Here is a 23,392-nt window from a genome sequence, read left to right on the forward strand (position 1 = left end):
ACCACGGTCACCCCCCGGCCGCGCAGGCCCCGCGCGGGCAGGCGCCCGCTCCCGGCCCGGCGGCCCGCCCCGGGTGCCGCACAATCGAAGGTCCCCGGAACACTCCACCCCGAGGTCCCCAGAACACCCCGCCCCGTTCGGAGGGCAAGCGTGCGCCGCCGTCTCATCCAGTCCACCCTCGCCGTCGTCCTCGTCGTCATCGCCGTCTTCGGGGTCTCCCTCGTCATCGTGGAGACCCGCACGATCAGCAACAGCGCCCAGGAGCGGGTGGAGTCCGAGGCGGTCCAGCTGACGAGCATCGTGGACAGCCGCATCATCGGCGACGAACGGATCACCGCCGAGGTCCTCCGGGACCAGGTCGGCGACCAGCGCTACGCCCGCATCGAGATCCCCGGCCAGAGCACCATCGAGATCGGCGAGAAGCCCGTCGGCGACGTCATCCGCCACGAGGCCAGGGGCGAGAAGGACGAGACCGTCACCGTCGAGGAGTCCCGCTCGGCGGTCAGCCGCGAGGTCGGCCGTACGCTGCTGATCATCGCGGCGGTCGCCCTGCTCGCCGTCATCGCCGCGGTCCTCCTCGCCGTACGCCAGGCCAACCGCCTCGCCTCACCGCTCACCGACCTCGCCGAGACCGCCGAACGGCTCGGCTCGGGCGACCCGCGCCCCCGGCACAAGCGGTACGGCGTCCCGGAGCTGGACCGGGTCGCGGACGTCCTGGACGCTTCCGCCGAGCGCATCGGCCGCATGCTGACCGCCGAGCGGCGTCTCGCGGCGGACGCCTCCCACCAGCTGCGCACGCCGCTGACCGCGCTGTCCATGCGGCTGGAGGAGATCACCCTCACCGACGACCTCGCCACGGTGAAGGAGGAGGCGCACATCGCGCTCACCCAGGTCGAGCGCCTCACGGACGTCGTGGAACGGCTGCTCACCAACTCCCGCGACCCCCGCAACGGCTCGGCCGTCTCCTTCGAGCTGGACGAGGTCATCAAGCAGCAGCTGGAGGAGTGGCGGCCGGCCTACCGCAGCGCCGGGCGGGCCGTCGTCAGCTCGGGCAAGCGGCACCTGCAGGCCGTGGGCACGCCGGGCGCGGTCGCCCAGGTGCTGGCCGCGCTGATCGAGAACTCGCTCATGCACGGCGGCGGCACGGTGGCCCTGCGCACCCGTGTCATCGGGAACCAGGCGGTGATCGAGGTCACCGACGAGGGGCCCGGGGTGCCCGCCGACCTCGGGGCGCGGATCTTCGAGCGCGCCATCAGCGGACGCAACTCGACGGGCATCGGTCTGGCCGTCGCGCGCGACCTCGCGGAGGCCGACGGAGGGCGCCTGGAGATGCTGCAGGCACAGCCGCCGGTGTTCGGGCTCTTCCTGTCGCGGACGCCGGTCCGCACCCCGTCCGGTGACGACCGGCCCGTCCGGTGACGCCCGGCCCGTCCGGTGACGCCCGGCCCGTCCGGTGACGACCGGCCCGTCCGGTGACCCTCAGGGGTGCCCGCCCGTGACCGGGGGAGCCCTCAGCGCCGCTTGCCCGTGACCGCCGGCGGGTGGACGGCCTCCGCTTCGAGGAACGACTCCGCGCTCGCCACGGCCTCACGCGCCGGGAGCGCCCGGAACACCCAGGTGCGGTACGACCAGAACCGGAACAGGGTCGCGACGCCGATGCCGAGGAACTTGAAGACGTTGGACTGCAGCGGGGTGTCCCAGTCGAAGCCGTAGGTGGCCGTGTAGAGCACCCCGTTCTCGATCACCAGTCCGACCGCGCTGAACAGCAGGAACAGCGACATCTCCTTCGTCCGGCCGCTCTTGTCGCGGTCCCGGTACGTGAAGTAGCGGAAGCCGACGTAGTTGCACGCGATCGCGACGACCGTGGCTATGACGCTGGCCCGCACGACCTGCAGCTCGGTGGTGTGCCGTACGAGGTTGAACACCGCGAGGTTGACCAGCAGCCCCACACCGCCCACCGCGCCGAACTTGACGACCTCGCGTACGAGCAGGTCGATCCGGCGGCGCAGGGCGCCGTGGGGCCTTGGATCAGGCCCCGAGCTGGTATGTCCCATCGTGTGCGGCCCCCGTCGTTCGGTCCGGTCGGTGTCGTGCCGGTGGTCGGCCGGTCGCTGCCCCGTCCGAAATGAGTTGATCTTCGGTCGAAAATCCACTGGTTCCGCCATGCTAACCAGCCCCCCTGGGCAATGCCTGTGCGGAAGCTCACAGCCGGGACACGGAGGAGGTCACGGGGCCGTGCCGGGGCGCTCCTGGGCGGAATCGGGCGGGGAGAAGGGCACCCGGGAGTGGCCGATTCCATGGCCGATACCCTGGGGGCGTGACGTTCCCGGTAGTCGGCATGGTCGGCGGGGGGCAGCTCGCTCGTATGACACACGAGGCGGGCATCCCGCTCGGCATCAGGTTCAAGCTCCTCAGTGACACCCCTCAGGATTCCGCGGCGCAGGTCGTCGGTGATGTCGTCATCGGCGACTACCGCGACCTCGACACGCTGCGTGCGTTCGCGCAGGGCTGCGACGTGATCACCTTCGATCACGAACACGTACCCACCGAGCACCTGCGGGCTCTGGAGGCGGACGGCATCCCCGTGCGCCCCGGTCCGGAGGCGCTCCAGCACGCCCAGGACAAGGGGGTGATGCGGGCGAAGCTCATGGAGATCGGTGTGCCCTGTCCTCGGCACCGCATCGTCGCGGACCCCGACGACGTGGCCGCGTTCGCCGCCGAGGGTGAGGGATTTCCGGTCATCCTCAAGACGGTCCGCGGCGGCTACGACGGCAAGGGCGTCTGGGTCGTCCGCTCCGTCGAGGACGCCGCCGAGCCGTTCCGCGCCGGGGTCCCGGTCCTCGCGGAGGAGAAGGTCGACTTCGTCCGGGAGCTGGCCGCCAACGTCGTACGGTCGCCGCACGGCCAGGCCGTCGCCTACCCGGTCGTGGAGTCGCGGCAGGTGAACGGCGTCTGTGACACCGTCATCGCGCCCGCACCCGACCTGGACGAGGCACTCGCCCTCGGGGCCGAGGAGATGGCCCTGCGCATCGCCAAGGAGCTGGACGTCGTCGGTCACCTCGCCGTCGAGCTGTTCCAGACCCGCGACGGACGCGTCCTCGTCAACGAGCTGGCCATGCGCCCCCACAACTCCGGCCACTGGAGCCAGGACGGCGCGATCACCTCGCAGTTCGCCAACCACGTACGCGCCGTCCTCGACCTGCCGCTGGGCGACCCGCGCCCGCGCGCGCGGTGGACCGTCATGGTCAACGTGCTGGGCGGCGACTACCCCGACATGTACTCCGCGTACCTGCACTGCATGGCCCGCGACCCCAAGCTCAAGATCCACATGTACGGCAAGGACGTGAAGCCCGGCCGTAAGGTCGGTCACGTCAACACCTACGGCGACGACCTCGACGACGTGCTGGAGCGCGCCCGTCACGCCGCCGGATACCTGAGAGGCACGATCACAGAATGAGCCCCGTCGTAGGCATCGTCATGGGGTCGGACTCCGACTGGCCCGTCATGGAGGCCGCCGCGCAGGCCCTCGCCGAGTTCGAGATCGCGTACGAGGTGGACGTCGTCTCCGCGCACCGGATGCCGCGCGAGATGATCACCTACGGCGAGGACGCGGCGGGCCGGGGCATCAAGGTGATCATCGCGGGCGCGGGCGGCGCCGCCCATCTGCCCGGCATGCTCGCGTCCGTGACCCCGCTGCCGGTCATCGGCGTGCCCGTGCCGCTGAAGTACCTCGACGGCATGGACTCGCTGCTGTCGATCGTGCAGATGCCGGCCGGGGTGCCCGTCGCCACGGTCTCCGTCGCCGGGGCCCGCAACGCCGGTCTGCTGGCCGCCCGCATCCTGGCCACGCAGGACGAGGAACTCCTCGGCCGGATGCGGGAGTTCCAGCAAGAGCTGAACGACCAGGCGACCGAGAAGGGCAAGCGGCTGCGCGCCAAGGCCGAGGGAGCGGGCAGCGGCTTCGGCTTCGGGAAGTAGGCGGCACGGACATGACGGGGATCACGGGGGACACGGGGGAGATGGCCATGACATCGCTGGAGGCGGCCCGGGAGCTGCTGCGGGAGTTCCCGGTCGCGGACGGGCACAACGACCTGCCCTGGGCGCTGCGCGAACAGGTCCGCTACGACCTCGACGCGCGGGACATCGCCGTCGACCAGAGCGCGTTCCTGCACACCGACCTGGCACGGCTGCGCGCGGGCGGGGTCGGCGCGCAGTTCTGGTCGGTGTACGTGCCCTCGAACGAGGCGTTCCTGCCGGCGGCGGTGCCCGCGACCCTCGAACAGATCGACTGCGTACGGCAGTTGATCGACCGTTACCCCGCCGAGCTGCGGGCCGCGCTGACCGCCGCCGACATGGAGGCCGCCCGCGCCGAGGGCCGGGTCGCCTCGCTGATGGGCGCCGAGGGCGGCCACTCCATCGACAGCAGCCTCGCCACCCTGCGGGCGCTGTACGCGCTCGGCGTGCGCTACATGACGCTCACCCACAACGACAACATCCCCTGGGCGGACTCCGCGACGGACGAGCCGGCGGTCGGCGGTCTGTCGGCCTTCGGCCGGGCGGTCGTGCGGGAGATGAACCGCGAGGGCATGCTCGTCGACCTCTCGCACGTGGCCGCGACGACGATGCGCGACGCGCTCGACACCTCCGCCGCCCCGGTGATCTTCTCCCACTCCTCCGCGCGGGCGGTCTGCGACCACCCTCGCAACATCCCGGACGACGTCCTGGAACGGCTCCCGGCCAACGGGGGCGTGGCGATGGTGACGTTCGTGCCGAAGTTCGTCCTCCAGGCCGCCGTGGACTGGACGGCCGACGCCGACGAGAACATGCGGACCCACGGTCTGCACCACCTCGACACCACCCCCGAGGCCATGGCGGTCCACCGGGCCTTCGAGGAGCGCAACCCCCGCCCGGCCGCCACGGTGTCCACGGTCGCGGACCATCTCGACCACATGCGCGAGGTCGCCGGCATCGACCACCTCGGCATCGGCGGCGACTACGACGGCACGGCCTTCCTCCCGGACGGCCTGGGCGACGTCTCCTGCTACCCGCACCTGATCGCCGAGCTGCTCGACCGCGGCTGGTCCCGGACCGACCTGGCCAAGCTGACCTGGCGCAACGCGGTCCGGGTGCTCGGCGCCGCGGAGGACGTGGCCCGGGACCTCCAGGCCCGGACGGGCCCGTCGAACGCGACGCGCGAACAGCTGGACGGCTGACACGGCCGCACGGGTGACCCCGGGCGCCGCCCGGACATCACCCGGGTGGCGTACGGCGGGCCCGGTGCCGCCGTTCAACCCGAACGCCCCACCCACCAGGAAGGCGGACGGCCTCCGTGCCACGGTGACGAGTACTGCGATCACCCAACGGCTACGGAGGTCCGCCATGGCAGATCTGCAGGACGAACTGCACGCCGCGGGGGAGGCCGGCGAACTCGACACGCCCCCCGACACCCCCCACGACCGGCCCGGGAAACGCGGCCACCGGCCCCCGGGCACGGAGCCCATAGCCCCCGGCGACGGGGGACCCGGGTCCGACGGCAGCCGGGCCCCGGACGCCTCCCACGTCACCGAGCCGTCCACCGGGCCGTCCACCGGGCCGTCCACGGAACCGTCCTCGGAGTCCTCCGAGCCCTCCGACGAGCTGGCCGAGGCGCACGCCTTCCTCGCCGCCCACCCCGTGGCCGACGGCTACAGCGGACTGCCCTGGGTGCTGCGCCAGCTCCCCCGGTACGACCTGGAGCTGGGCGAGGGCGGTGTGGACACCGATGTGCCGCGGATGCGCAAGGGCCACATCGGCGCCCTGTTCTGGTCGCTGCACCTCCCGGAGGGCCCGGCGGGCGAGCGGCCCGTCGACGCCACCCTGGAGCAGCTGGACCTGGTCCGGACGGTCGTCGACGCCCACCCCGAGGGCCTGCGGCTGGTGAACAGCGCGGGGGAGACCACCGACGCCCGCAACCGCGGCCGCGTCGCCGTGCTGCTCGGCCCCGCCGGAGCGCCGGCGATCGGCGGCTCCCTGGGCATCCTGCGCTCGCTGCAGACGCTCGGCCTGAAGGCCCTCACCCTGGCCGGAGCCTCCTGGGCGGGCGAGTCGGGGCTGAGCCGGTTCGGCGAGGAGGTGGTCCGCGAGATGAACCGCATCGGCGTCCTCGCCGACCTCTCCGGCGCCGGCGAGGCGACCGTGCGCCGGGCGCTCGCACTCTCCCGCGCCCCGGTCGTGTGCACCCGCTCGGCGGCGGGCGCCCTCCGGGCCCACCCCGCCAACCTCTCCGACGACCTCCTGGCCGCGCTGGGCGAGGCACGGGGGCTGTGCATGGTGCCGCTCACGGCCGAGCAGACCGGCCCGTCCGTCCGCGACGTCGCCGACCACCTCGACCACGTGCGCGCGATCGCCGGCCCCGAGTGCGTGGGCCTGTCCGGCACGTACGACTCCGGCGCCGCCCACCCCGAGGACCTCAACGACGCCTCGTGCTACCCCCGCCTGATCGCCGAACTCATGCACCGGGGCTGGCCCGAAGCCGACCTCGCGCTCCTCACCTGGGGCAACGTCCAGCGGGTCCTGCGCACCGCCGACTTCACGGCCAGAGCGGCGAAGGACCGCCGGGAGGCCTCGACGGCGAGCATCGCCGACCTGGACGGCTGACGGGGGCCGCCGCGCCCCGGTCAGGGGTGCGGGGAACCGTGCGACCGGCCGCGAACGACCCGCGGCCGCCCGGTTCCCCGCACCCCTGCCCCGGTCGGGGACTCAGGCGCGGCAGAGGCAGAACGGATGCCCCGCGGGGTCCGCGTACACCCGGAACCCCCGCTCCCGGTCCTCCGCGTCCAGCACCGTCGCCCCCAGCGCCAGCACCTCCTTCTCCGCCGCGTCCATGTCCGCCACGTTCAGGTCGAGGTGGAACTGCTGCGACCGCTCGGCCGAGGGCCACCGCGGCGCCTCGAACCCGGGCGCCTGCTGGAACGCCAGCCGCACCCCCTTGCCCGGCACCTCCAGATCCACCCAGTCCCCCTCCCCGCTGACCTTCCCGCCCAGCACCTCGGCGTAGAACCCGGCGAGCGCGGCCGGGTCGGGACAGTCCAGAACGACGACATCCAGCTCGGCGATGGCCATGGCCTTCTCCCTGTTCGTTGCTGCGTGCGATTCCGGTTACCTGTAGAGGAGAGTAACCAGTAACGGTTACCTCATGCATTCCAAATAGAGGTAACGTCCCCGGTATGAGTGCGAGAGCGTCCGCCCCCGGCGGCCTGGCCCTCGTCGAGAGCCTGGTGAACACGCTGGACCTGGAGACGGGCGCCGACACGCTGGACACCCCGGAGAGCCGCGTCCGCCTCGGCCTGGCACCCGACGACGGCCTCACCGCCGTACGCGAGCTGCGGGAGTCCCTGCGGGCGACCCTGCTGGCCCACGCCGGGCACGCGCCGCACGGCCCCGTGACCCCGCTCGGCACGCTGCTGGCCGCCGCGCCCCTGATCGTCGCGGTCTCCGCCGAGGACGGCTCCGCGGCCCTGCGCCCCGCCACCGACCCGGCACCCCTGGTCGCGCGCGTGGCCGCGGCCGTCGCCGAGGCCCTCACGGCGGGCACCTGGCAGCGCCTCAAGGCGTGCGAGGCCCCCGACTGCCACTGGGCGTACTACGACCGCAGCCCGGCCGGCCGGGGCCGCTGGTGCTCGATGCAGGTGTGCGGCGCCCGCGCCAAGATGCGCCGCTACCGCGCGAAGTAAGCGCTTCGCCCCCACCGGCGCCCGGAACCGTGGAGAATGCGGGGAGACGCCGTTCCGGCCGACTGAGCCTCGGCCGGAGCGGCGTCGCCCGTCCCCGGGAGGACGGACACCCGCGTACCCCGGCACCGGACGGATGTCCTTGCATCGTCGGACGGCGTCCTCAGGCCGTCGGCCGGCCCATCGCCCGGTACGTCCAGCCCGCCAGCCGCCACAGCTCCGGGTCGAGGGCGTTGCGGCCGTCCAGCACCAGCCGGGTCGACGCGACCTCGCCGAGCGCCGCCGGGTCCAGCTCGCGGAACTCGCGCCACTCCGTCAGGTGCAGCACGATGTCGGCGTTGCGCACGGCCGCGAGCGCGGAGTCGGCGTACCCGAGCGTCGGGAAGAGCCGCCGGGCGTTGTCCATGCCCTTGGGGTCGTAGACGGTGACCTGGCCGCCCTGGAGGTGGATCTGCCCGGCCACGTTGAGGGCGGGGGAGTCGCGTACGTCGTCGGAGTCGGGCTTGAAGGTCGCGCCGAGCACGGCGACCCGCTTGCCCAGGAAGGACCCGCCGCCCAGTGCCTGCCGGGCCAGCTCCACCATCTGACCGCGCTGGCGCATGTTGATGGAGTCGATCTCCCGCAGGAACGTGAGCGCCTGGTCGGCGCCCAGCTCGCCGGCGCGGGCCATGAACGCCCGGATGTCCTTCGGCAGACAGCCCCCGCCGAACCCGATGCCGGCCCGCAGGAACTTCTTGCCGATCCGGTCGTCGTGCCCGATGGCCTCCGCCAGCTTCGCGACATCGCCGCCCGCGGCCTCGCACACCTCCGCCATCGCGTTGATGAAGGAGATCTTGGTGGCGAGGAAGGAGTTCGCGGACGTCTTCACCAGCTCGGCGGTAGGGAAGTCGGTGACGACGAACGGGGACCCCTCGGTCACCGGTGTCGTGTACACCTCCCGCAGCAGCTTCTCGGCCCGCTCGCCGCGCACACCCACCACGATCCGGTCCGGGTGCAGCGTGTCGTTCACGGCGAAGCCCTCGCGCAGGAACTCCGGGTTCCAGGCCAGCTCGGCATCGGCCCCGGCGGGCGCGTGCTCCGCGAGATACGCGGCCAGCCGGTCGGCGGACCCCACCGGCACCGTCGACTTGCCGACGACGAGGGCCGGGCCCGTCAGATGCGGGGCGAGCGAGGCGAAGGCCGCGTCGACGTAGGACATGTCACAGGCGTACTCGCCGTGCCGCTGCGGGGTGTTCACACAGACGAAGTGGATGTCGCCGAAGGCCGCGACCTCGGCGTAGTCGGTCGTGAAGCGCAGCCGCCCGGTGGAGCCCTCGATCCCGGCGACATGCCTGCGCAGCAGCTCCTCCAGGCCCGGCTCGTACATCGGGACCTCGCCCCGGCGCAGCATGTCGATCTTCTCTTCGACGACATCGAGCCCGAGCACCTCGAATCCCAGCTCGGCCATGGCCGCGGCGTGGGTCGCGCCGAGATAGCCGGTGCCGATCACGGTGATCTTGAGGGCCATGAGTGCTCCTGGGATGTCCGGCCGGGGCTGCACGCACGCACAACCGAGTGCATGCGTGCACGTGAGCATAGTCGGGGCGTGTCCGGGGCCCTCACCGGGCAGATTCCCCCCGACGGGGCCGCCGCGGCCTGTCGTCAAACTCACGTACCGGTCCCGTGGGCCGACCTCTAAAATTTGAGTTACTTAACGGTAGTTAGCGTCAGGAGCGTGAGAGACCTTGGCCGGATCGGCTGATTTCGACCTGTACCGCCCGTCCGAGGAGCACGACATGCTCCGTGACGCGATCCGTTCCCTCGCCGAGGCGAAGATCGCGCCCCACGCCGCCGCCGTGGACGAGGAAGCCCGCTTCCCGCAGGAGGCGCTCGACGCGCTCGTCGCCAACGACCTGCACGCCGTGCACGTGCCCGAGGAGTACGGCGGCGCCGGCGCCGACGCGCTCGCCACGGTCATCGTGATCGAGGAGGTGGCCCGCGCCTGCGTGTCGTCCTCCCTCATCCCGGCCGTCAACAAGCTGGGCTCCCTGCCCGTGATCCTCTCCGGCTCCGAGGAGCTGAAGAAGAAGTACCTGGGCGCGCTCGCCAAGGGCGACGCGATGTTCTCGTACTGCCTCTCCGAGCCGGACGCCGGCTCCGACGCGGCCGGCATGAAGACCCGCGCGGTCCGCGACGGCGACTTCTACGTCCTCAACGGCGTGAAGCGCTGGATCACCAACGCGGGCGTCTCCGACTACTACACGGTCATGGCCGTCACGGACCCGGACAAGCGCTCCAAGGGCATCTCCGCCTTCGTCGTCGAGAAGTCCGACGAGGGCGTCTCCTTCGGCGCCCCGGAGAAGAAGCTCGGCATCAAGGGCTCCCCGACCCGCGAGGTCTACCTCGACAACGTCCGCATCCCCGCCGACCGCATGATCGGCGAGGAGGGCACCGGCTTCGCCACGGCGATGAAGACCCTGGACCACACCCGGATCACCATCGCCGCCCAGGCACTCGGTGTCGCCCAGGGCGCGCTCGACTACGCCAAGGGCTACGTCCAGGAGCGCAAGCAGTTCGGCAAGCCGATCGCCGACTTCCAGGGCATCCAGTTCATGCTCGCCGACATGGCCATGAAGATCGAGGCCGCCCGCGCCCTGACCTACCAGGCCGCCGCCAAGTCCGAACGCGGCGACAAGGACCTCACCTTCCAGGGCGCCGCCGCCAAGTGCTTCGCCTCGGACGTCGCCATGGAGGTCACCACGGACGCCGTCCAGCTCCTCGGCGGCTACGGCTACACCCGCGACTACCCGGTCGAGCGCATGATGCGCGACGCCAAGATCACGCAGATATACGAAGGCACGAACCAGGTCCAGCGGATCGTCATGGCCCGCAACCTGCCGTAATCCCTGCGGATCGGTCTGTGCACAGCCCCCGGCACCCCGCCGGGGGCTGTTGTCTTCCGGGGCGATGAGGGGCGGATTGTTTCCGTCCGCCCGATGGCGGACGGGGGCGGGCGGGCGTAGGACGGAAGTGCACGGGGTCCGCCCCGGACCCCGCTCCCACCACCCCCAGGAGGAGCCATGACGCAGCACGCCGGAGCCATGACCACCATGAGCAAGGAGATGCAGGAGTGCATCGACGCCTGCATGACGTGCCACAGCATGTGCGAGGAGACCATGAGCTCCTGCATGCAGGCCGGCGGCCAGGCCCAGATGCAGATCATGCGCGCCCTGATGGACTGCGCCGAGATGACCCGTATGTGCGCGGACATGATGATGCGCCGCTCGCCGCTGTCCGCCGAGATGTGCGCGATGTGCGCCCGCGCCTGTGACATGTGCGCGGAGGCGTGTATGTCCATGCCGGACGATCAGCAGATGATGCGCTGTGCCGAGGCGTGTCGCCGCTGCTCCGAGACGTGCCGGACGATGGCGGGCGCGACCGCCTGACCGACACGTACGCGAACCACCGAGGGGCACCCCGTCACGGGATGCCCCTCGGTCACGCGGTGCGGGTCAGCTGCCGTCCGACACCGTCACCGTCTCGTCGTTCTTCAGCTGCTGCACCAGCTGCTTCACCTTCTCGGCGTTCCACTGGAGGTTGCCGTTGCCGGTGCTGCCCGAGATCGGCATGTTCATGGACTTGCCGTCGCCGCCGGTCACGCCCTTCATCGCCCAGAACATGTCGGCCAGGTCGAACAGGCTCATGTCCTTGTCGACGATCAAGGTGTCCAGGCCCGCGCTCATCGTCGGATACAGCTTGAAGGGGTTCAGGATCGTGCTCGGCGTCGCCGTCTGGCCGGCGAGGGCCGCGAGGAACTTCTGCTGGTTCTTCGTACGGTCCAGGTCGCTGCGCGCCAGGGCGTAGCGGGTGCGGACGAAGGCGAGGGACTGCTCGCCGTTCAGCGTCTGCTTGCCGGCCTCGAAGTTGGCGCCGGACTTGGTGTCCTTCAGGCCGCCCTTGGGGATGTCGATCTCCACACCGCCGACCGCGTCGACGATGTTCGCGAAGCCCGCGAAGCCGATCTCCACGTAGTGGTCGATGTGCAGACCCGTGTTGGCCTCGACGGTGCGGACCAGCAGCTCGGGCCCGTCCTCCGCGTACGCCGCGTTCAGCTTCACCTGCCGGCCGGTGCCCTTGAACGTCTTGCCGGACTCGGAGCCGACGAACGTCGGGATCGTGACGTTCGAGTCACGGGGCAGCGAGACCAGCGTCGGCCCGTTGGACCCGGTGTGCAGGATCATCATCGAGTCGGTGCGCTTGCCGTCGGCGGAGCCGGTGTGCAGCTCCTTCTTCTGGTCGGCGGACAGGCCCTCGCGGCTGTCGGAGCCGACGATCAGGTAGTTGGTGCCCTCGCCCGCCTCCGGCCGGTCGATGACCTTGGACAGGTCGACCTCGCGGTTCAGCTTGGAGTCGGCCCAGAAGTACGTGCCGATCGTCGTCGCGAGCAGCACCACGGTGACCGTGATCGCCGTCAGCTTGATACGACGCCGCCAGTCCGGCGCGGGACGGTCGCCCCGGCCGCCGCCGTGGCCGCCCGGCCCGCCGGTGCCGCCGGCGCCGTAGACCTGGCCCGTGTTGTAGTCGCTCTGATGGTTGCCGCCGTACTGGTCGGGGCCGCTGTTGCCGTAGCCGTCACCGTACGGGTCGCCGTACGACGGCTGCTGGGGCACACCACCCTGAGGGGGTGCCGACGGGCCGCGACGGACCTGGCGCATCACATGCGGACCGTCGGGCTGGGCGTAGTCGCCGCCACGGTTGTTGCCGGACCATCCCTCGGGCCAATCGTTCATGCGCCCAGTGTGCCGGGTCGGGCCATGCCCTTTTCAAGGGTCGATGAAAAACAAAGGCAGGGCTGTTGCGAAGCCGACACAAATTGCACGGTTTTGTAGGAGAGCAGGCGCTCCGGATGATCGGGACGCTCAGGAGCACGAGACCTGGTCGCCCCGCACCACACCCGACTCGCCCTGCCCGGTGTTCTCCGCCCGCACCTTGCGGACCTGCTTGAAGTCCGTGCCGGCGACGACCCGGAGCGTGGGGCCCTGGGCGCGCACCGGGCGCAGTTCCGAGCCCGGGAGGGCGGTCGCGAGGGAGTGCGCGGAGCGGTCCCAGCGGGGGTCGTAGACGACGACCGTACGGCGGACGTCCTGCCGCGGGGCGTTGACCGGGGCCTTCGTGGTGCGGAAGCCGGTGGCGGCCAGCTGCCGGTCGACCTTCATGCCGAGGCCGGGGACGGCCGTGCCGTTCTCGACCTGGACGCGGATCTGCTGGGGCGCGACGTCGACGAGGGCGTGGCGGGCACGCGCCTTGTAGGGGGAGAGGGGCCGGTCGTCGCGCAGGGCCTCGAACAGGCGGGCCGCCTTCGCGTCGTCCCACTTGAGGGTCGAGCCGATGCCCTCCACGGCGTACCCCATGCGCCCGATGGGCACGGTGGTGAACTCCGAGGAGGCCGGGGTGAGGTTCCGCAGCGCGCGGCCGAGGTCGATCAGCTCGCCGGTGCCGAACTCCTTGTCGGCGCGGACGGAGCCGAGGACGGCCTGGGTGATGTCCCGGAACTTCATCGGGTTGAGCAGGACACCGGAGGAGGTGGCCTGGGACATCAGCGACGCCATGAAGCGCTGCTGGCGCTTCATGCGGCCGAGGTCGGAGGAGCCGTCGGCATGCCGGGAACGGACGTACTGCAGGGCCTGGCCGCCGTCCAGCTCATGGGTGCCGGCGGTGAGGTCGAGGCCGGTGTAGGAGTCCTTGAGGGGCTGGGCGGTGCAGATCCGGACACCGCCGAGGACGTCGACGGTCCGCATGAAGCTGGTGAAGTCGACCTCGACGTAGTGGTCGATCTTCACCCTGGTCATGTGCTCGACCGTGCGCACGGTGAGCTGCGGGCCGCCCTCCGCGTAGGCCGCGTTCAGCTTGATCGGGTGACCCTTGTGGGTCCGGCCCGTGGCGCGGTCGGTCCGCCCGGGCGTCTCGGCGTACGAGTCGCGCGGCAGGCTCACGACGCTCGCGCGCTCCCGGTCCTCCGAGATGTGCACGATCATCATCGTGTCCGTGCAGTGGCAGGGAGCGCCGCCCAGCCGGTACCTGCGCCGCTCCTCCTCACTGATCCGGTCGCGCCCGTCCGTGCCCACCAGCAGGACGTTCATGCCGTGGCCGGCCTCGGGGCGGTTCTTCATGTCCTTGAAGGCGTCGACCCGCTTGATCTCGCCGTCCAGACGGGTCACCACCGCGTGCCCGATGCCCGCGGCGGCCAGCACCACCACGGAGAGCGTGGTCACCGCCCGCATGGCCCAGCTCCGCCGCCGCGGGGGCACGGGAGGGCGGGGCTGCTGCGGACGGGCTGGGCGGCGGGGCGGTGTGGACACGGGGGACACCTCCGCGAGACCGGTGAGGGGAGTCAGGGAACCGTGAGCACCGTAGGGCCCCGGGATCGACGGCCCGTCCACGCGACCGGGCGGCGCGCGTCGGTGTCCCCCGTTCGCGGTAACGTGAGCCCTCTATGAACGCCAAGCCCGACGTGCCGCTCCCCGCCGTGTCCGTGATCATGCCCGTCCTCAACGAGGAGCGGCATCTGCGCGGAGCCGTCCAAGCGATCCTCGCGCAGGAGTACGCCGGCGAGATGGAGGTCGTGATCGCCCTGGGTCCGTCCGCGGACCGCACGGACGAGATCGCGGCCCGGCTCGTGGCCGAGGACCCGCGCGTGCACACCGTCCCGAACCCCACCGGGCGGACACCCGCCGCGCTCAACGCCGCGATCAAGGCGTCCCGCCACCCGATCGTGGTCCGCGTCGACGGCCACGGCATCCTCTCGCCGAACTACATCGCCACCGCCGTACGGCTCCTGGAGGAGACCGGCGCGCAGAACGTCGGCGGCATCATGCACGCCGAGGGCGAGAACGACTGGGAGCACGCGGTCGCCGCCGCGATGACCTCGAAGATCGGCGTCGGCAACGCGGCCTTCCACACGGGCGGGCAGGCCGGCCCGGCGGAGACCGTCTACCTGGGCGTCTTCCGGCGCGAGGCGCTGGAGCGGCAGGACGGCTACAACGTGGAGTTCATCCGCGCCCAGGACTGGGAGCTGAACTTCCGCATCCGGGAGGCGGGCGGCCTCATCTGGTTCTCGCCCGAGCTGCGGGTGTCCTACCGGCCGCGGCCCAGCGTGAAGGCGCTGGCCAAGCAGTACAAGGACTACGGGCGCTGGCGGCATGTCGTCGCCCGCTACCACGAGGGCTCCATCAACCTGCGCTATCTCGCCCCGCCGGCCGCGGTCTGCGCGATCGCGGCCGGTGTCCTGGTCGGCGCCCTGCTGACCCCGCTGGGCTTCGTCGTCCCTGGCGGCTATCTCGCGGCGATCGTCGCGGGCTCGGTCCCGGCGGGCAAGGGGCTGCCGCTCAAGGCCCGCCTGCAGATCCCCGTCGCCCTCGCCACCATGCACATGTCCTGGGGCTTCGGCTTCCTCACCAGCCCGAGGTCCCTGGCGCGCAAGGTCATCGCCTCCCGCCGCCCCGCGGTGCTCGCCGAGAGCTGAGCCCGCGGTGCTCGCCGAGAGCTGGGCACGGAAGCAGTACGACGCCTCGGGCCCCTCCCGTCCGCGAGAGGGGCCCGAGGCGTGTGCGGCACCTACCAGGTGAAGCCCGAGCGTGTCCGGGACCTACCAGGTGAAGCCCGGGTTGACCTCCATGCAGGCGTCCGTCTTCGCCCCGTTCAGCGCGTCCGCCGACTCCGGGGTCTTGTCGTCCGTCTTCGCGGCCTTGTACGTGTCGCCCTCGCGCCAGTCGGCGCCGACGAACAGCGTGACCCCCGTGACGTCGGTGGACTTCTCCACCTGGCCCAGCGGGATGCCGAGCGCCTTGGCGACCGCCTGGGCGTCGCCCTCCAGCTCCGTGCTCGGATAGCGCACGACCGTCTTGTCCTCGACGACGGCGGTGGTCGTGTCGGACGTGGCCTTGGCGAAGCCGTCCTTGACCAGGAGCTGCGACACCGTGTGCGCGCGGCCGCTGACCGGGGCCAGGGTGGACGTCATGGTGCCGTTGCGCACCAGCACGCCGATCCGGTCCGTCGCCGCCGCCGGGTCGTCGGATCCCGCCTCCACGGCGGCGGTCCTCTTCTTGTCCTTGCCGTCCAGCGCGATGTCCTCGCGCACCAGCCGGAACAGCTTCTCCGCGTCGCCCTCCTTCGGCACGACGCGCGCGCCGACGTACGTGAACGGCATCGTCGTCATCGTGATCCGGGCCGGCTCGACCTTGCGCAGCTCCGTGCTGAGGTCGTAGAGCTTGGCGACGTCACCGAGACCGTCGTCGACGGTGAGGGACTCGGTGGCCTTCTCGGCCAGCCTGCGCAGCTTGTTCGGGTTGGTGATCGTGGCGTTCTCGCGCAGCTCGCGGACCATCGCGTTCATGTACTGGTGCTGGGCCTTGGCCCGCGCGATGTCGCTGCCGTCCTCGAAGCCGTACCGGGTGCGCAGCCACTGCAGGGCCTGCTTGCCCTTGATGTACGTGGTGCCCTTCTCCAGCTTCAGCCCCGAGCCCTTGCCCTCGCTGGTGTGCGAGTAGATGTTGGCGCTCACGCACACCGGCACACCGCCGATCGCGTCGGCCATCGACACCACACCGGCGAAGTCGACCATCATGAAGTGGTCGACACGGATGCCGGTCAGCTTCTCCCAGGTGGCGACCGTGCAGCCGGGGCCACCGCGCTCCAGCGACTGGTTGGTCATCGTGTGGGTGAGCGCCCCGTACACCTCGCCGCTGTCCGGGTCGGTGCACTTGGGGATGTCGAGCAGGGTGTCCCGGGGCATGCTGACGACCGACATGTTGCTGCGGTCGGCGGACAGGTGCAGCAGCATCTGGACGTCGGCCAGCGGCGGGCCGTCGAAGGTGTCGCGGGCACCGCCGAGCTTCTGGTTCTCCTTGGTGTTCCGCGCGTCCGAGCCGATGAGCAGGATGTTCAGCGGGGTCTGGCCGGCCGCGTTGGGCGTGGGCTCGGCGATCTTCGTGTCGCCGAGGTTCAGCTTCTCCTTCTTGATGTTGCCGTTGAGATGCCGGTAGTAGACGTAACCGGCGCCCGCGGTGCCGAGTATCACTACCGCCAGGACCGTCGCCGACCAGCGCAGCACCCGTCTGCGCCGGGGCTTCGCGCTCGTCTTCGCGCGCCCCCGCCCGCCGCCGTCACCGCCGCCCCGGCGGTTGCCCCGTCTCTGCTCCGGGACCTTGACGTCCGCGTCGCCGGCCGAGCCGGACGAGTCGCCGTCGGAACCGGATGCGTCGCCCTGTGGCTCCAGGTCCCCTTCCTGGTCGCCGGGTTCCTCGACGCGCGGTCGCCCCCCGTCCCCGCGCACGTCACTCCGTACCATCTCCCTGCCCCTCCCCACCCTGCTGTGACGGGGCCGCCCCCGCCTCCTGTTGGACTGTCGAGACCCCGGCTCGGATGTACTCATGTTCTGTTGAACGCGTCATGCGTTCCGGCCGGATGACACGTGGGCATGGGTCGCTACGGCGGCACGTGCCGCCCCACGGCATCACGGCGACATCAGAACCGACCGGCCGGGCGCGTTCCCGCGCCCGCCCGGTGAGTCACCGACCCTCGACTGCACTTGCGTCCTGAAAGACGCGCCACGACCCCCTCAGGTCATCAACTGGCGCACTTTTCCTTGTCCGCGGTGTTCTTCTCGACGTCCAGATCCGCCGCGGACGTCGCGTCCAGCGGCACCCCGGCTCCCTGGAAGTCCTTGCCGAGGGTCAGCACCATCGAGGGCAGTCCCTGGGCGTTGGTCTCGCTGTTGCCCTTGCCGGGCTTGAGCGCGGACGCGGACAGACCCATGAGGTCGGCCAGCTTGCGCGCCTGGTCGGCCTGGCCGGGGTCGTACGCGAGGGTCGTCTTCGACAACGTCTTGTCGGCGTTGCCGAGCTGGCTCGACTTGGTCACGCCGACATCATTCTGCAGCCAGCTGAGAGTGGCCTGTGCGCTGCCGGCCTCGGCACCGCCGTTGTAGACACTGACCCGGACCTCGGAGGCGTCGGCGCGCTTGCCCTTGAGCTTCGCCGCCTCCTTCGCCTTCTTCTGCTTCTTCACCTCGGTGAGCGAGATGTCGTTCCGGATCGTCGAGAACAGCTGCTCGGCCTTCTGCGGCATGGGCAGCACGGTCGCGCCGTCGGTGTTGTCGACGACCGGGACGGTGGTGAAGGTGATGTTCTTCGTCTTCACCTTGCCGACCTCCTGGCCCAGCGAGGCCAGCTTCTGGATGTCGGTGATCCTGGAGTCGACGGACAGCGCGCTGGTGGCGGCCTCGGCGAGCTTCACCACCTTCGTCGGGTCGGTGAGCGTGTCCTCGGACTTCATCTGGCGGATCATCGAGCTGAGGAACTGCTGCTGCAGCTCGATCCGGCTCAGGTCGCTGCCGAGGCCCACGCTGTACCGGGTGCGCAGGAACGCCAGCGCCTGCTCGCCCTCGATGGTGTGCTTGCCCTCGGAGAGGTCCAGCTTGGACTTGGAGTCCTTGATGGGCTTGGCGAGGCAGACCTCGACGCCGCCGATGGCGGTGGAGAGCGTCTTCACGGCGTTGAAGTCGGCCACCATGAAGTGGTCGGGCTTGATGCCGGTCAGCTCGGTGACCGTCCGCATGGTGCAGCTCGGCGTGCGACCGTCCTGGCCGAGGCTGGTGTTGAAGCGCACCTTCTGCGTGCCCCGGATGTTCTCCTTGGAGCCGTCCTCCTGCGTGGTCAGACAGTCCGGTACGTCCACGATCATGTCGCGCGGGATGCTCATCGCGGTCGCGTTCGTACGGTCCTTGGAGACGTGCAGCAGGATCGTGGTGTCGGCGTGGCCGACGCTCTCCTTGTCGCCGTAGCTCCCGTTGCCCGCGCCGGTCCGCTTGTCGGTGCCGATCACCAGCAGGTTGATCGCCCGGTCCTTGCTGAAGCCGCCGGTGCTCGCGCCGTCGTCCGGGATCTTGTCGATGTTGCCGTTGAGGTGCTGGAGATACAGGTAACCCCCGGCGGTCGCCCCGATCAGCAGGAAGGCCAGCGTGCCGCCCGTCCACACCAGGATCCGCTTGCCCTTCGACTTCTTGGGCTTCGCCTTGGTCCTGCCCCGGCCGCCACGACGGCCCGGCAGCGGGTCCTCCTCGGGCGCACCCCGCCGACGCCGGGGTCCCGGCAGCGTGTCGGGGATCTCCCGGGTGTCCGTGCCCGCCGACGCGGAGCGCGCGGAGGCGCCCGCCGTCACCTTGGCCCCCGCCGTGGCGGGCGCCGCCCGGCGCGGCCTCGGCACCGCCGACTGCGGTGCGGAAGGACTCAGTCGCAGTTCGTATTCACCGGTGCTCGGGTTGAGTACCCACTGGTCTGCGGGGTCGATGTCGTCCGCCCGCCCACGGCCTTGCGCGTCCACGGTTGTCTGATTCCTCCGTCGGGGCCACGCGGCGCCTTCCCCCTCAAAGGACGCTCGGGTCTCGATACAACTGGTGCGCGACCGAAGGCCTGACGCACCGGATCGCTCACACTAGCCGCCCGATCAGGCGTCAAGCGACGGCGGTGACAAATTGCACGTCCCTACACCTGGGCAATCTGCCCATTTCCTAGAGCATTTGTTCCTGGTGTTGACGCGCGCTTTACCTGCGGAACCGCTTTCGGGTCACGCGCAGTCCTTCTCCGCGGCCGTACTCCCGCGGAAAGTCGGTACCGGATCGGGAGTCCCGGACGGGCTTCCCGAAAGCCGATCCGTGCGCGCTTCCCGCTTCCCGCCGGGCAGTTCACGGGCGATCGCCAGGGGTTCGTCGGCGCGCAGCCGTGCGAAAAGTCTCCGTGCCGCCGGTTCGACGAGCTCATCACGATTGGCGTCGTACGCATACGACTTCCTGGGAACGGTCAGGAATTGCACCTTTTCCATGGGAATCGTGCGCAGACCGCGCACAAGGTCGTAGAGCCCGCGCAGACTCGCCAGCCCCGGGTCCGTGGTGAGCGACGAGGTGGCGGCGTCCAGGACCGGATAGAGCTTCACCGGATTCAGCAGGACGTCATTGCCGCGCACCTTCGCGGCCAGCGCCCCGAGGAATCGCTGCTGGCGGTCCATCCGTTCCGTGTCGCTGCCGTTCCCGAGCGACTTGCGGGCCCGCACGTATCCGAGCGCCTGTTCCCCGGTGAGCTTCACCCTGCCCGCGGGCAGCCGCAGACCTGCCTGCTTGTCGTGAATAGGTGCGGCGAGGCACACCTCGACCCCGTCGACGGCGTCGACCATCTCCTTGAAGCCCTGGAAGTCGACGACGATGTGATGGTCGATCCGGATGTCGGTCATCCGCTCCACCGTCCGGACCGTGCAGGCCGAACCGCCCACCTGGAAGGCGCGGTTGAACATGGTGAACGCCGGCGCGGAGCGACGGCCGTCCGCCCGTCGGCAGCTCGGCACGTCCACCATCAGGTCCCGCGGCAGCGACACCGCGGTCGCGCTGCGCCGGTCGGCCGCCAGATGCAGCAGGATCGTGGTGTCCGACCGCTCGGTCCCCGAATCGCGCCCGTACGCGCCGTTCCCGTTCCCCGCCCGCGAGTCCGACCCGATCACGAGGATGTTCTGCGCGCCCCGCACGAGCGCCGTCGGCCGCTCCTTCTCGAACCGCGCCAGTTCGTCCGCCGCCGTCCGGTCCGACGTGATGTTCCCGTCCAGCTTCCGGTACGCCACCCACCCCACGCCCACGGCCCCGACGACCAGCAGCCCCACGCCGCCCGCCACCCACCGCACCCACCGCCGCCGCCGACGCCGGGGCCCGGCCCCGGTGGGCGACCCGCCCGCACCGGGCCCCAGCCCCACCGCCCTGCCTCCGACGTCGTCCACACCTACGACGATGGCGCGAGGGGGGCCAGGAGGCGGCCGGGGCTGGGCCGAACGGGGGAGGGACGGCCTGCTCGGCGACCTGAGCGGCGGAAGGGACCGCGCCGCCCGAGGGACCCGAGCAGCAGCCGCGCCCGACAGGGGCGCGGGGAACGGCGCGAGAACCCCCACCGGGCCGACAGCTCCGTGCCGGAGCGCCGGGAACGGCCGCGCTGCCCGAGGGGCCTGAGCGGCAGCCGCGCCCGATAGGGGCGCGGGGAACGGCGCGAGAACCCCCACCGGTCCCGCAGCCGCCCGACCCCCCCCCGCACCCCCCACGGCGTCACCGCGTCACGCAACCCCCGAGAGCCACATCACCAAGAGCCACGACACCCGAGCCCGCCCCCCCCCGCAGCGGAGCGTCACCGCGAGGTCGCCGTGACCCGCTCACTCTCCACCCGCTTGGCGAGCGCGTCCTCACCCAGCTCCCCGAGATGCCGGCACAGCACCACGGACCCGCCGCTCGCGAGCGGCCCGTACAACCCCGCCGAGAGCCCCTCCCACGTGTCGTACCCCAGCCCCGACAGCAGCCGGGACCCGGGCCCCGTCAGCCCGAGGCCCCCCGCCTCCGCGCGGGCGCGCTCCACGACCTCCGCCCCGCTGAACTCCCGCCCGGCCACGACCAGCGCCGCCTCCTCGGGATCCACGGGCGCGTACGCCACGAACCGGTCCCCCTGCGAGGGCACCTCCACCGCGTAGTCGGCGAACCCGGCCGGCACCTGCGGGAACCGCCCCCCGAGCGGCCGCAGCGCGAGCGCGATCCGCTCCCCGGTGCACGCGCGGGCCGCGTCCAGCGTGTCCGGCCCGCTCACCACGACGTCGGCCGCCGCCGGGTCCCCGCCGATCTCGGCGACCACCCCCACGGACGAACAGGCCAGCAGCCACACCGCCGTCTGCCAGTGGGCCGGCAGCAGCAGCGCGACCCGGTCACCCGGCTCCGCAGACAGTTCGCCCTGAAGGAGGTTCGCGGTCTTGGCCACCCAATTGGCGAAGGTGGCCACGGACAATTCGACCCGCTCGCCCGTGGCGTCGTCGTAGAAGGTCACCAGGGGGCGCGCGGGATCCGCGGCCAGCGCGGATCGCAGCAGGTCGGCAGGGGTGCGGTCGGTGGCGTTCACCCGCGTAAGCGTACGCGGGGGCCGGCCTGCCCGCGGCCCCGGACGGACCGGAATCGCCACCGGTTCGGCGCAGCACAGCCGACGGACCGTCAATTCCGCGATGGACAGATATGTATGACTATGTCCAGGATCGGACGCATGCGTAGATCACGATTCCTCGCGTCCTCGATCGGCGTCACCTGCGCGGCGGCACTCGCCCTCCCGGCGGCACTCCCGGCGACGGCCTCCGCGGCGACCCCGACGGACTCGTCCTCCACGGCGGCCCTGCACCCGGCGCGGACCCCGGCCCCGACCGCCCCGCTCGCGCTCGCGCCCGCGTCCGGCAGCACCCAGTCCCTTCCCCTCCTCCCCCTCGGCACGGACCGGAACCTCGGCCCGGCCGCCGCCGAACAGGGCCTCGGCAAGCGGGACGTACGGTCCTTCTCCCTGGTCGGTGTCGTCTGGGACAACCCGGACACCGAACTCCAGGGCCGCGTCCAGGTCCGCACCCGCGCCAAGGGCACCGACCGCTGGTCCGGCTGGCAGGACGTGGAGACGCACAACCACGAGCACGCCGCCGACCCCGACACCGCCGAGCGCTCCTCGGGCCGGGTGCGCGGCTCCACCGCCCCGCTGTGGGTCGGCGACTCCGACGGCGTCGAGGTGCGCGTACGCGCCGAGACCCAGGGCCGTACAACCGCGCCGGGCGTCCAGATGCTCCCGGACGGCCTACGCCTCGAACTGGTCGACCCGGGCACCGGCACCCTGGAGGGCGCCGCGGGCCCGAACGCCGTGCACGCGGCCGACCCGCCGCCCGTCGGCACCCCCGCCGACGCGCCGCGGCTGGGCGCCCTGACCGCCGAGTCGGCCGCCGCCTCCGCCGTCAACGCCGACCTCGCGCCGCTCGGCGCCACCGCCATTCCGGCGCTGACGCGCAAGGAGACGGAGGAGCGGCTGGCGAACGTGGTGCCCGGGGTGAAGCCGTACATCGGCCCGCGCCCCCGCATCGTCACGCGCGCCGGCTGGGGCGCGGACGAGAAGCTGCGCGAGCGCGACTTCCGCTACACCACACGGGTCAGCGCGGCCTTCGTCCACCACACGGCCTCCGGCAACAACTACAAGTGCGCGCAGGCCCCTTCGGTCATCCGCAGTATCTACCGCTACCACGTCGTGAGCAGCGGCTGGCGGGACATCGGCTACAACTTCCTCGTCGACAAGTGCGGAAACATCTACGAGGGGCGCGCGGGTGGCGTCGCGAAGCCGGTCATGGGCGCGCACACCCTCGGCTTCAACACCAACAGCATGGGTGTCGCGGTTCTCGGCAGCTACGGCACCACCAAGCCGCCCGCGGTGGCCGTCAAGGGAATCGCGCAACTAACCGCCTGGAAACTCGGTCTTTACGGTGCGAACCCCAAGGGCAAGACCTACCTCACGTCGGGCGGTGGCAATCTCTACGCAAAGGGCAAGAAGGTACAACTGCATGTGATCTCCGGTCACCGGGACGGGTTCGCGACCGAGTGCCCCGGGGTGCGCCTCTACGGAAAGCTCGGTACGGCCCGCACGGAGGCCGCCCGCTATCAGGGCCGGTAGCGCGGCCACAGGAGCACGGGGGACCCGAGGGCGCGCCCGCCGCGCCCTCGACGCGACTCCGCCGCCTGCGCGCCTCGCCACCCGCCGACGGCCCGGCGCACGGCCGCGAAGGCGCCGTGGAACGGTCTGCATACACTGGCCGGTCGAATGACAGTTCGGCCGGTC

Annotated in this window: 19 protein-coding genes; 10 read left to right on the forward strand and 9 right to left on the reverse strand. The window is 71.4% G+C overall.

Annotation, left to right across the window (positions count from 1 at the left end; all coding sequences use genetic code 11):
• Window positions 1–150 precede the first annotated feature (150 nt).
• The gene (locus tag SCAB_RS26150; RefSeq protein WP_013003091.1) at window positions 151–1,419 is read left to right on the forward strand and encodes an ATP-binding protein; all 1,269 of its coding nucleotides are present in this window, start codon (window positions 151–153) and stop codon (window positions 1,417–1,419) included.
• Between the two features lie 92 nt (window positions 1,420–1,511).
• Here the strand turns inward: SCAB_RS26150 and SCAB_RS26155 are convergent, their stop codons facing one another.
• Window positions 1,512–2,054 carry a GtrA family protein gene (locus SCAB_RS26155; protein ID WP_037726169.1) on the reverse strand — a complete coding sequence of 181 codons (543 nt, stop codon included), beginning with the start codon at window positions 2,052–2,054 and terminating at the stop codon, window positions 1,512–1,514.
• 263 nt (window positions 2,055–2,317) lie between these two features.
• Between SCAB_RS26155 and SCAB_RS26160 the strand changes: the two genes are divergently transcribed.
• The 4 genes from SCAB_RS26160 to SCAB_RS26175 all read left to right on the forward strand — a co-directional run bounded on the left by SCAB_RS26160 (window position 2,318) and on the right by SCAB_RS26175 (window position 6,636).
• A complete protein-coding gene (locus SCAB_RS26160) occupies window positions 2,318–3,457 on the forward strand; it encodes a 5-(carboxyamino)imidazole ribonucleotide synthase (protein ID WP_013003093.1) in 1,140 nt (379 codons plus the stop codon).
• On the forward strand, window positions 3,454–3,978 hold the full coding sequence (gene purE, locus SCAB_RS26165; protein WP_013003094.1) for a 5-(carboxyamino)imidazole ribonucleotide mutase: 525 nt from the start codon (window positions 3,454–3,456) through the stop codon (window positions 3,976–3,978). The genes SCAB_RS26160 and purE overlap by 4 nt, the downstream gene beginning before the upstream one ends.
• A gap of 47 nt (window positions 3,979–4,025) precedes the next feature.
• Window positions 4,026–5,213 carry a dipeptidase gene (locus SCAB_RS26170; protein ID WP_086022966.1) on the forward strand — a complete coding sequence of 396 codons (1,188 nt, stop codon included), beginning with the start codon at window positions 4,026–4,028 and terminating at the stop codon, window positions 5,211–5,213.
• 166 nt (window positions 5,214–5,379) lie between these two features.
• Window positions 5,380–6,636 (forward strand): dipeptidase, encoded by a 1,257-nt coding sequence (locus tag SCAB_RS26175; RefSeq protein WP_041669661.1) that lies wholly within the window; start codon window positions 5,380–5,382, stop codon window positions 6,634–6,636.
• A 102-nt stretch (window positions 6,637–6,738) separates the two neighbouring features.
• On the opposite strand, the gene SCAB_RS26180 is transcribed toward SCAB_RS26175, so the two are convergent.
• Window positions 6,739–7,101, reverse strand: coding sequence for a VOC family protein (locus tag SCAB_RS26180; protein WP_013003097.1), 363 nt, complete (start codon window positions 7,099–7,101; stop codon window positions 6,739–6,741).
• Between the two features lie 104 nt (window positions 7,102–7,205).
• On the opposite strand from SCAB_RS26180, the gene SCAB_RS26185 reads away from it, so the two are divergent.
• On the forward strand, window positions 7,206–7,712 hold the full coding sequence (locus tag SCAB_RS26185) for a CGNR zinc finger domain-containing protein (protein ID WP_013003098.1): 507 nt from the start codon (window positions 7,206–7,208) through the stop codon (window positions 7,710–7,712).
• Window positions 7,713–7,872: 160 nt separating this feature from the next.
• On the opposite strand, the gene SCAB_RS26190 is transcribed toward SCAB_RS26185, so the two are convergent.
• On the reverse strand, window positions 7,873–9,216 hold the full coding sequence (locus SCAB_RS26190) for a UDP-glucose dehydrogenase family protein (protein ID WP_013003099.1): 1,344 nt from the start codon (window positions 9,214–9,216) through the stop codon (window positions 7,873–7,875).
• A gap of 217 nt (window positions 9,217–9,433) precedes the next feature.
• On the opposite strand from SCAB_RS26190, the gene SCAB_RS26195 reads away from it, so the two are divergent.
• Both SCAB_RS26195 and SCAB_RS26200 read left to right on the forward strand, forming a co-directional pair.
• The gene (locus tag SCAB_RS26195; protein ID WP_013003100.1) at window positions 9,434–10,591 is read left to right on the forward strand and encodes an acyl-CoA dehydrogenase; all 1,158 of its coding nucleotides are present in this window, start codon (window positions 9,434–9,436) and stop codon (window positions 10,589–10,591) included.
• A 177-nt stretch (window positions 10,592–10,768) separates the two neighbouring features.
• On the forward strand, window positions 10,769–11,134 hold the full coding sequence (locus SCAB_RS26200) for a four-helix bundle copper-binding protein (protein WP_013003101.1): 366 nt from the start codon (window positions 10,769–10,771) through the stop codon (window positions 11,132–11,134).
• Window positions 11,135–11,200: 66 nt separating this feature from the next.
• Here SCAB_RS26200 and SCAB_RS26205 read toward each other — a convergent pair whose 3' ends face one another.
• Together SCAB_RS26205 and SCAB_RS26210 are read right to left on the reverse strand one after the other, a co-directional pair.
• The gene (locus SCAB_RS26205; protein WP_041669663.1) at window positions 11,201–12,478 is read right to left on the reverse strand and encodes an LCP family protein; all 1,278 of its coding nucleotides are present in this window, start codon (window positions 12,476–12,478) and stop codon (window positions 11,201–11,203) included.
• A gap of 129 nt (window positions 12,479–12,607) precedes the next feature.
• Entirely contained in the window at window positions 12,608–14,047 is a 1,440-nt protein-coding gene (locus tag SCAB_RS26210) for an LCP family glycopolymer transferase (RefSeq protein ID WP_434991430.1), read from the reverse strand.
• 134 nt (window positions 14,048–14,181) lie between these two features.
• Here SCAB_RS26210 and SCAB_RS26215 point away from each other — a divergent pair, with 134 nt between their 5' ends.
• Window positions 14,182–15,210 (forward strand): glycosyltransferase family 2 protein, encoded by a 1,029-nt coding sequence (locus SCAB_RS26215; protein WP_013003104.1) that lies wholly within the window; start codon window positions 14,182–14,184, stop codon window positions 15,208–15,210.
• Between the two features lie 123 nt (window positions 15,211–15,333).
• Here the strand turns inward: SCAB_RS26215 and SCAB_RS26220 are convergent, their stop codons facing one another.
• The 4 genes from SCAB_RS26220 to SCAB_RS26235 all read right to left on the reverse strand — a co-directional run bounded on the left by SCAB_RS26220 (window position 15,334) and on the right by SCAB_RS26235 (window position 21,658).
• The gene (locus tag SCAB_RS26220) at window positions 15,334–17,034 is read right to left on the reverse strand and encodes an LCP family protein (protein ID WP_041669665.1); all 1,701 of its coding nucleotides are present in this window, start codon (window positions 17,032–17,034) and stop codon (window positions 15,334–15,336) included.
• 278 nt (window positions 17,035–17,312) lie between these two features.
• The gene (locus tag SCAB_RS26225; protein WP_013003106.1) at window positions 17,313–19,067 is read right to left on the reverse strand and encodes an LCP family protein; all 1,755 of its coding nucleotides are present in this window, start codon (window positions 19,065–19,067) and stop codon (window positions 17,313–17,315) included.
• Between the two features lie 243 nt (window positions 19,068–19,310).
• Window positions 19,311–20,504, reverse strand: coding sequence for an LCP family protein (locus SCAB_RS26230; RefSeq protein WP_041669667.1), 1,194 nt, complete (start codon window positions 20,502–20,504; stop codon window positions 19,311–19,313).
• A 398-nt stretch (window positions 20,505–20,902) separates the two neighbouring features.
• Window positions 20,903–21,658 (reverse strand): TIGR03089 family protein, encoded by a 756-nt coding sequence (locus SCAB_RS26235; protein WP_013003108.1) that lies wholly within the window; start codon window positions 21,656–21,658, stop codon window positions 20,903–20,905.
• A gap of 120 nt (window positions 21,659–21,778) precedes the next feature.
• Between SCAB_RS26235 and SCAB_RS26240 the strand changes: the two genes are divergently transcribed.
• A complete protein-coding gene (locus SCAB_RS26240; RefSeq protein ID WP_013003109.1) occupies window positions 21,779–23,227 on the forward strand; it encodes a peptidoglycan recognition protein family protein in 1,449 nt (482 codons plus the stop codon).
• The last annotated feature ends 165 nt before the right edge of the window (window positions 23,228–23,392 follow it).

It is taken from the genome of Streptomyces scabiei 87.22, assembly GCF_000091305.1.
Taxonomy (GTDB): domain Bacteria; phylum Actinomycetota; class Actinomycetes; order Streptomycetales; family Streptomycetaceae; genus Streptomyces; species Streptomyces scabiei.

What these genes read in the sequence shown, in the direction of transcription:
- SCAB_RS26155 (WP_037726169.1), bottom strand. Translation starts at nt 2,054, where the DNA reads ATGGGACATACCAGCTCGGGGCCTGATCCAAGGCCCCACGGCGCCCTG.
- purE (WP_013003094.1), top strand. Translation starts at nt 3,454, where the DNA reads ATGAGCCCCGTCGTAGGCATCGTCATGGGGTCGGACTCCGACTGGCCC.
- SCAB_RS26170 (WP_086022966.1), top strand. Translation starts at nt 4,026, where the DNA reads ATGACATCGCTGGAGGCGGCCCGGGAGCTGCTGCGGGAGTTCCCGGTC.
- SCAB_RS26175 (WP_041669661.1), top strand. Translation starts at nt 5,380, where the DNA reads ATGGCAGATCTGCAGGACGAACTGCACGCCGCGGGGGAGGCCGGCGAA.
- SCAB_RS26180 (WP_013003097.1), bottom strand. Translation starts at nt 7,101, where the DNA reads ATGGCCATCGCCGAGCTGGATGTCGTCGTTCTGGACTGTCCCGACCCG.
- SCAB_RS26185 (WP_013003098.1), top strand. Translation starts at nt 7,206, where the DNA reads ATGAGTGCGAGAGCGTCCGCCCCCGGCGGCCTGGCCCTCGTCGAGAGC.
- SCAB_RS26190 (WP_013003099.1), bottom strand. Translation starts at nt 9,216, where the DNA reads ATGGCCCTCAAGATCACCGTGATCGGCACCGGCTATCTCGGCGCGACC.
- SCAB_RS26200 (WP_013003101.1), top strand. Translation starts at nt 10,769, where the DNA reads ATGACGCAGCACGCCGGAGCCATGACCACCATGAGCAAGGAGATGCAG.
- SCAB_RS26205 (WP_041669663.1), bottom strand. Translation starts at nt 12,478, where the DNA reads ATGAACGATTGGCCCGAGGGATGGTCCGGCAACAACCGTGGCGGCGAC.
- SCAB_RS26215 (WP_013003104.1), top strand. Translation starts at nt 14,182, where the DNA reads ATGAACGCCAAGCCCGACGTGCCGCTCCCCGCCGTGTCCGTGATCATG.
- SCAB_RS26220 (WP_041669665.1), bottom strand. Translation starts at nt 17,034, where the DNA reads ATGGTACGGAGTGACGTGCGCGGGGACGGGGGGCGACCGCGCGTCGAG.
- SCAB_RS26240 (WP_013003109.1), top strand. Translation starts at nt 21,779, where the DNA reads ATGTCCAGGATCGGACGCATGCGTAGATCACGATTCCTCGCGTCCTCG.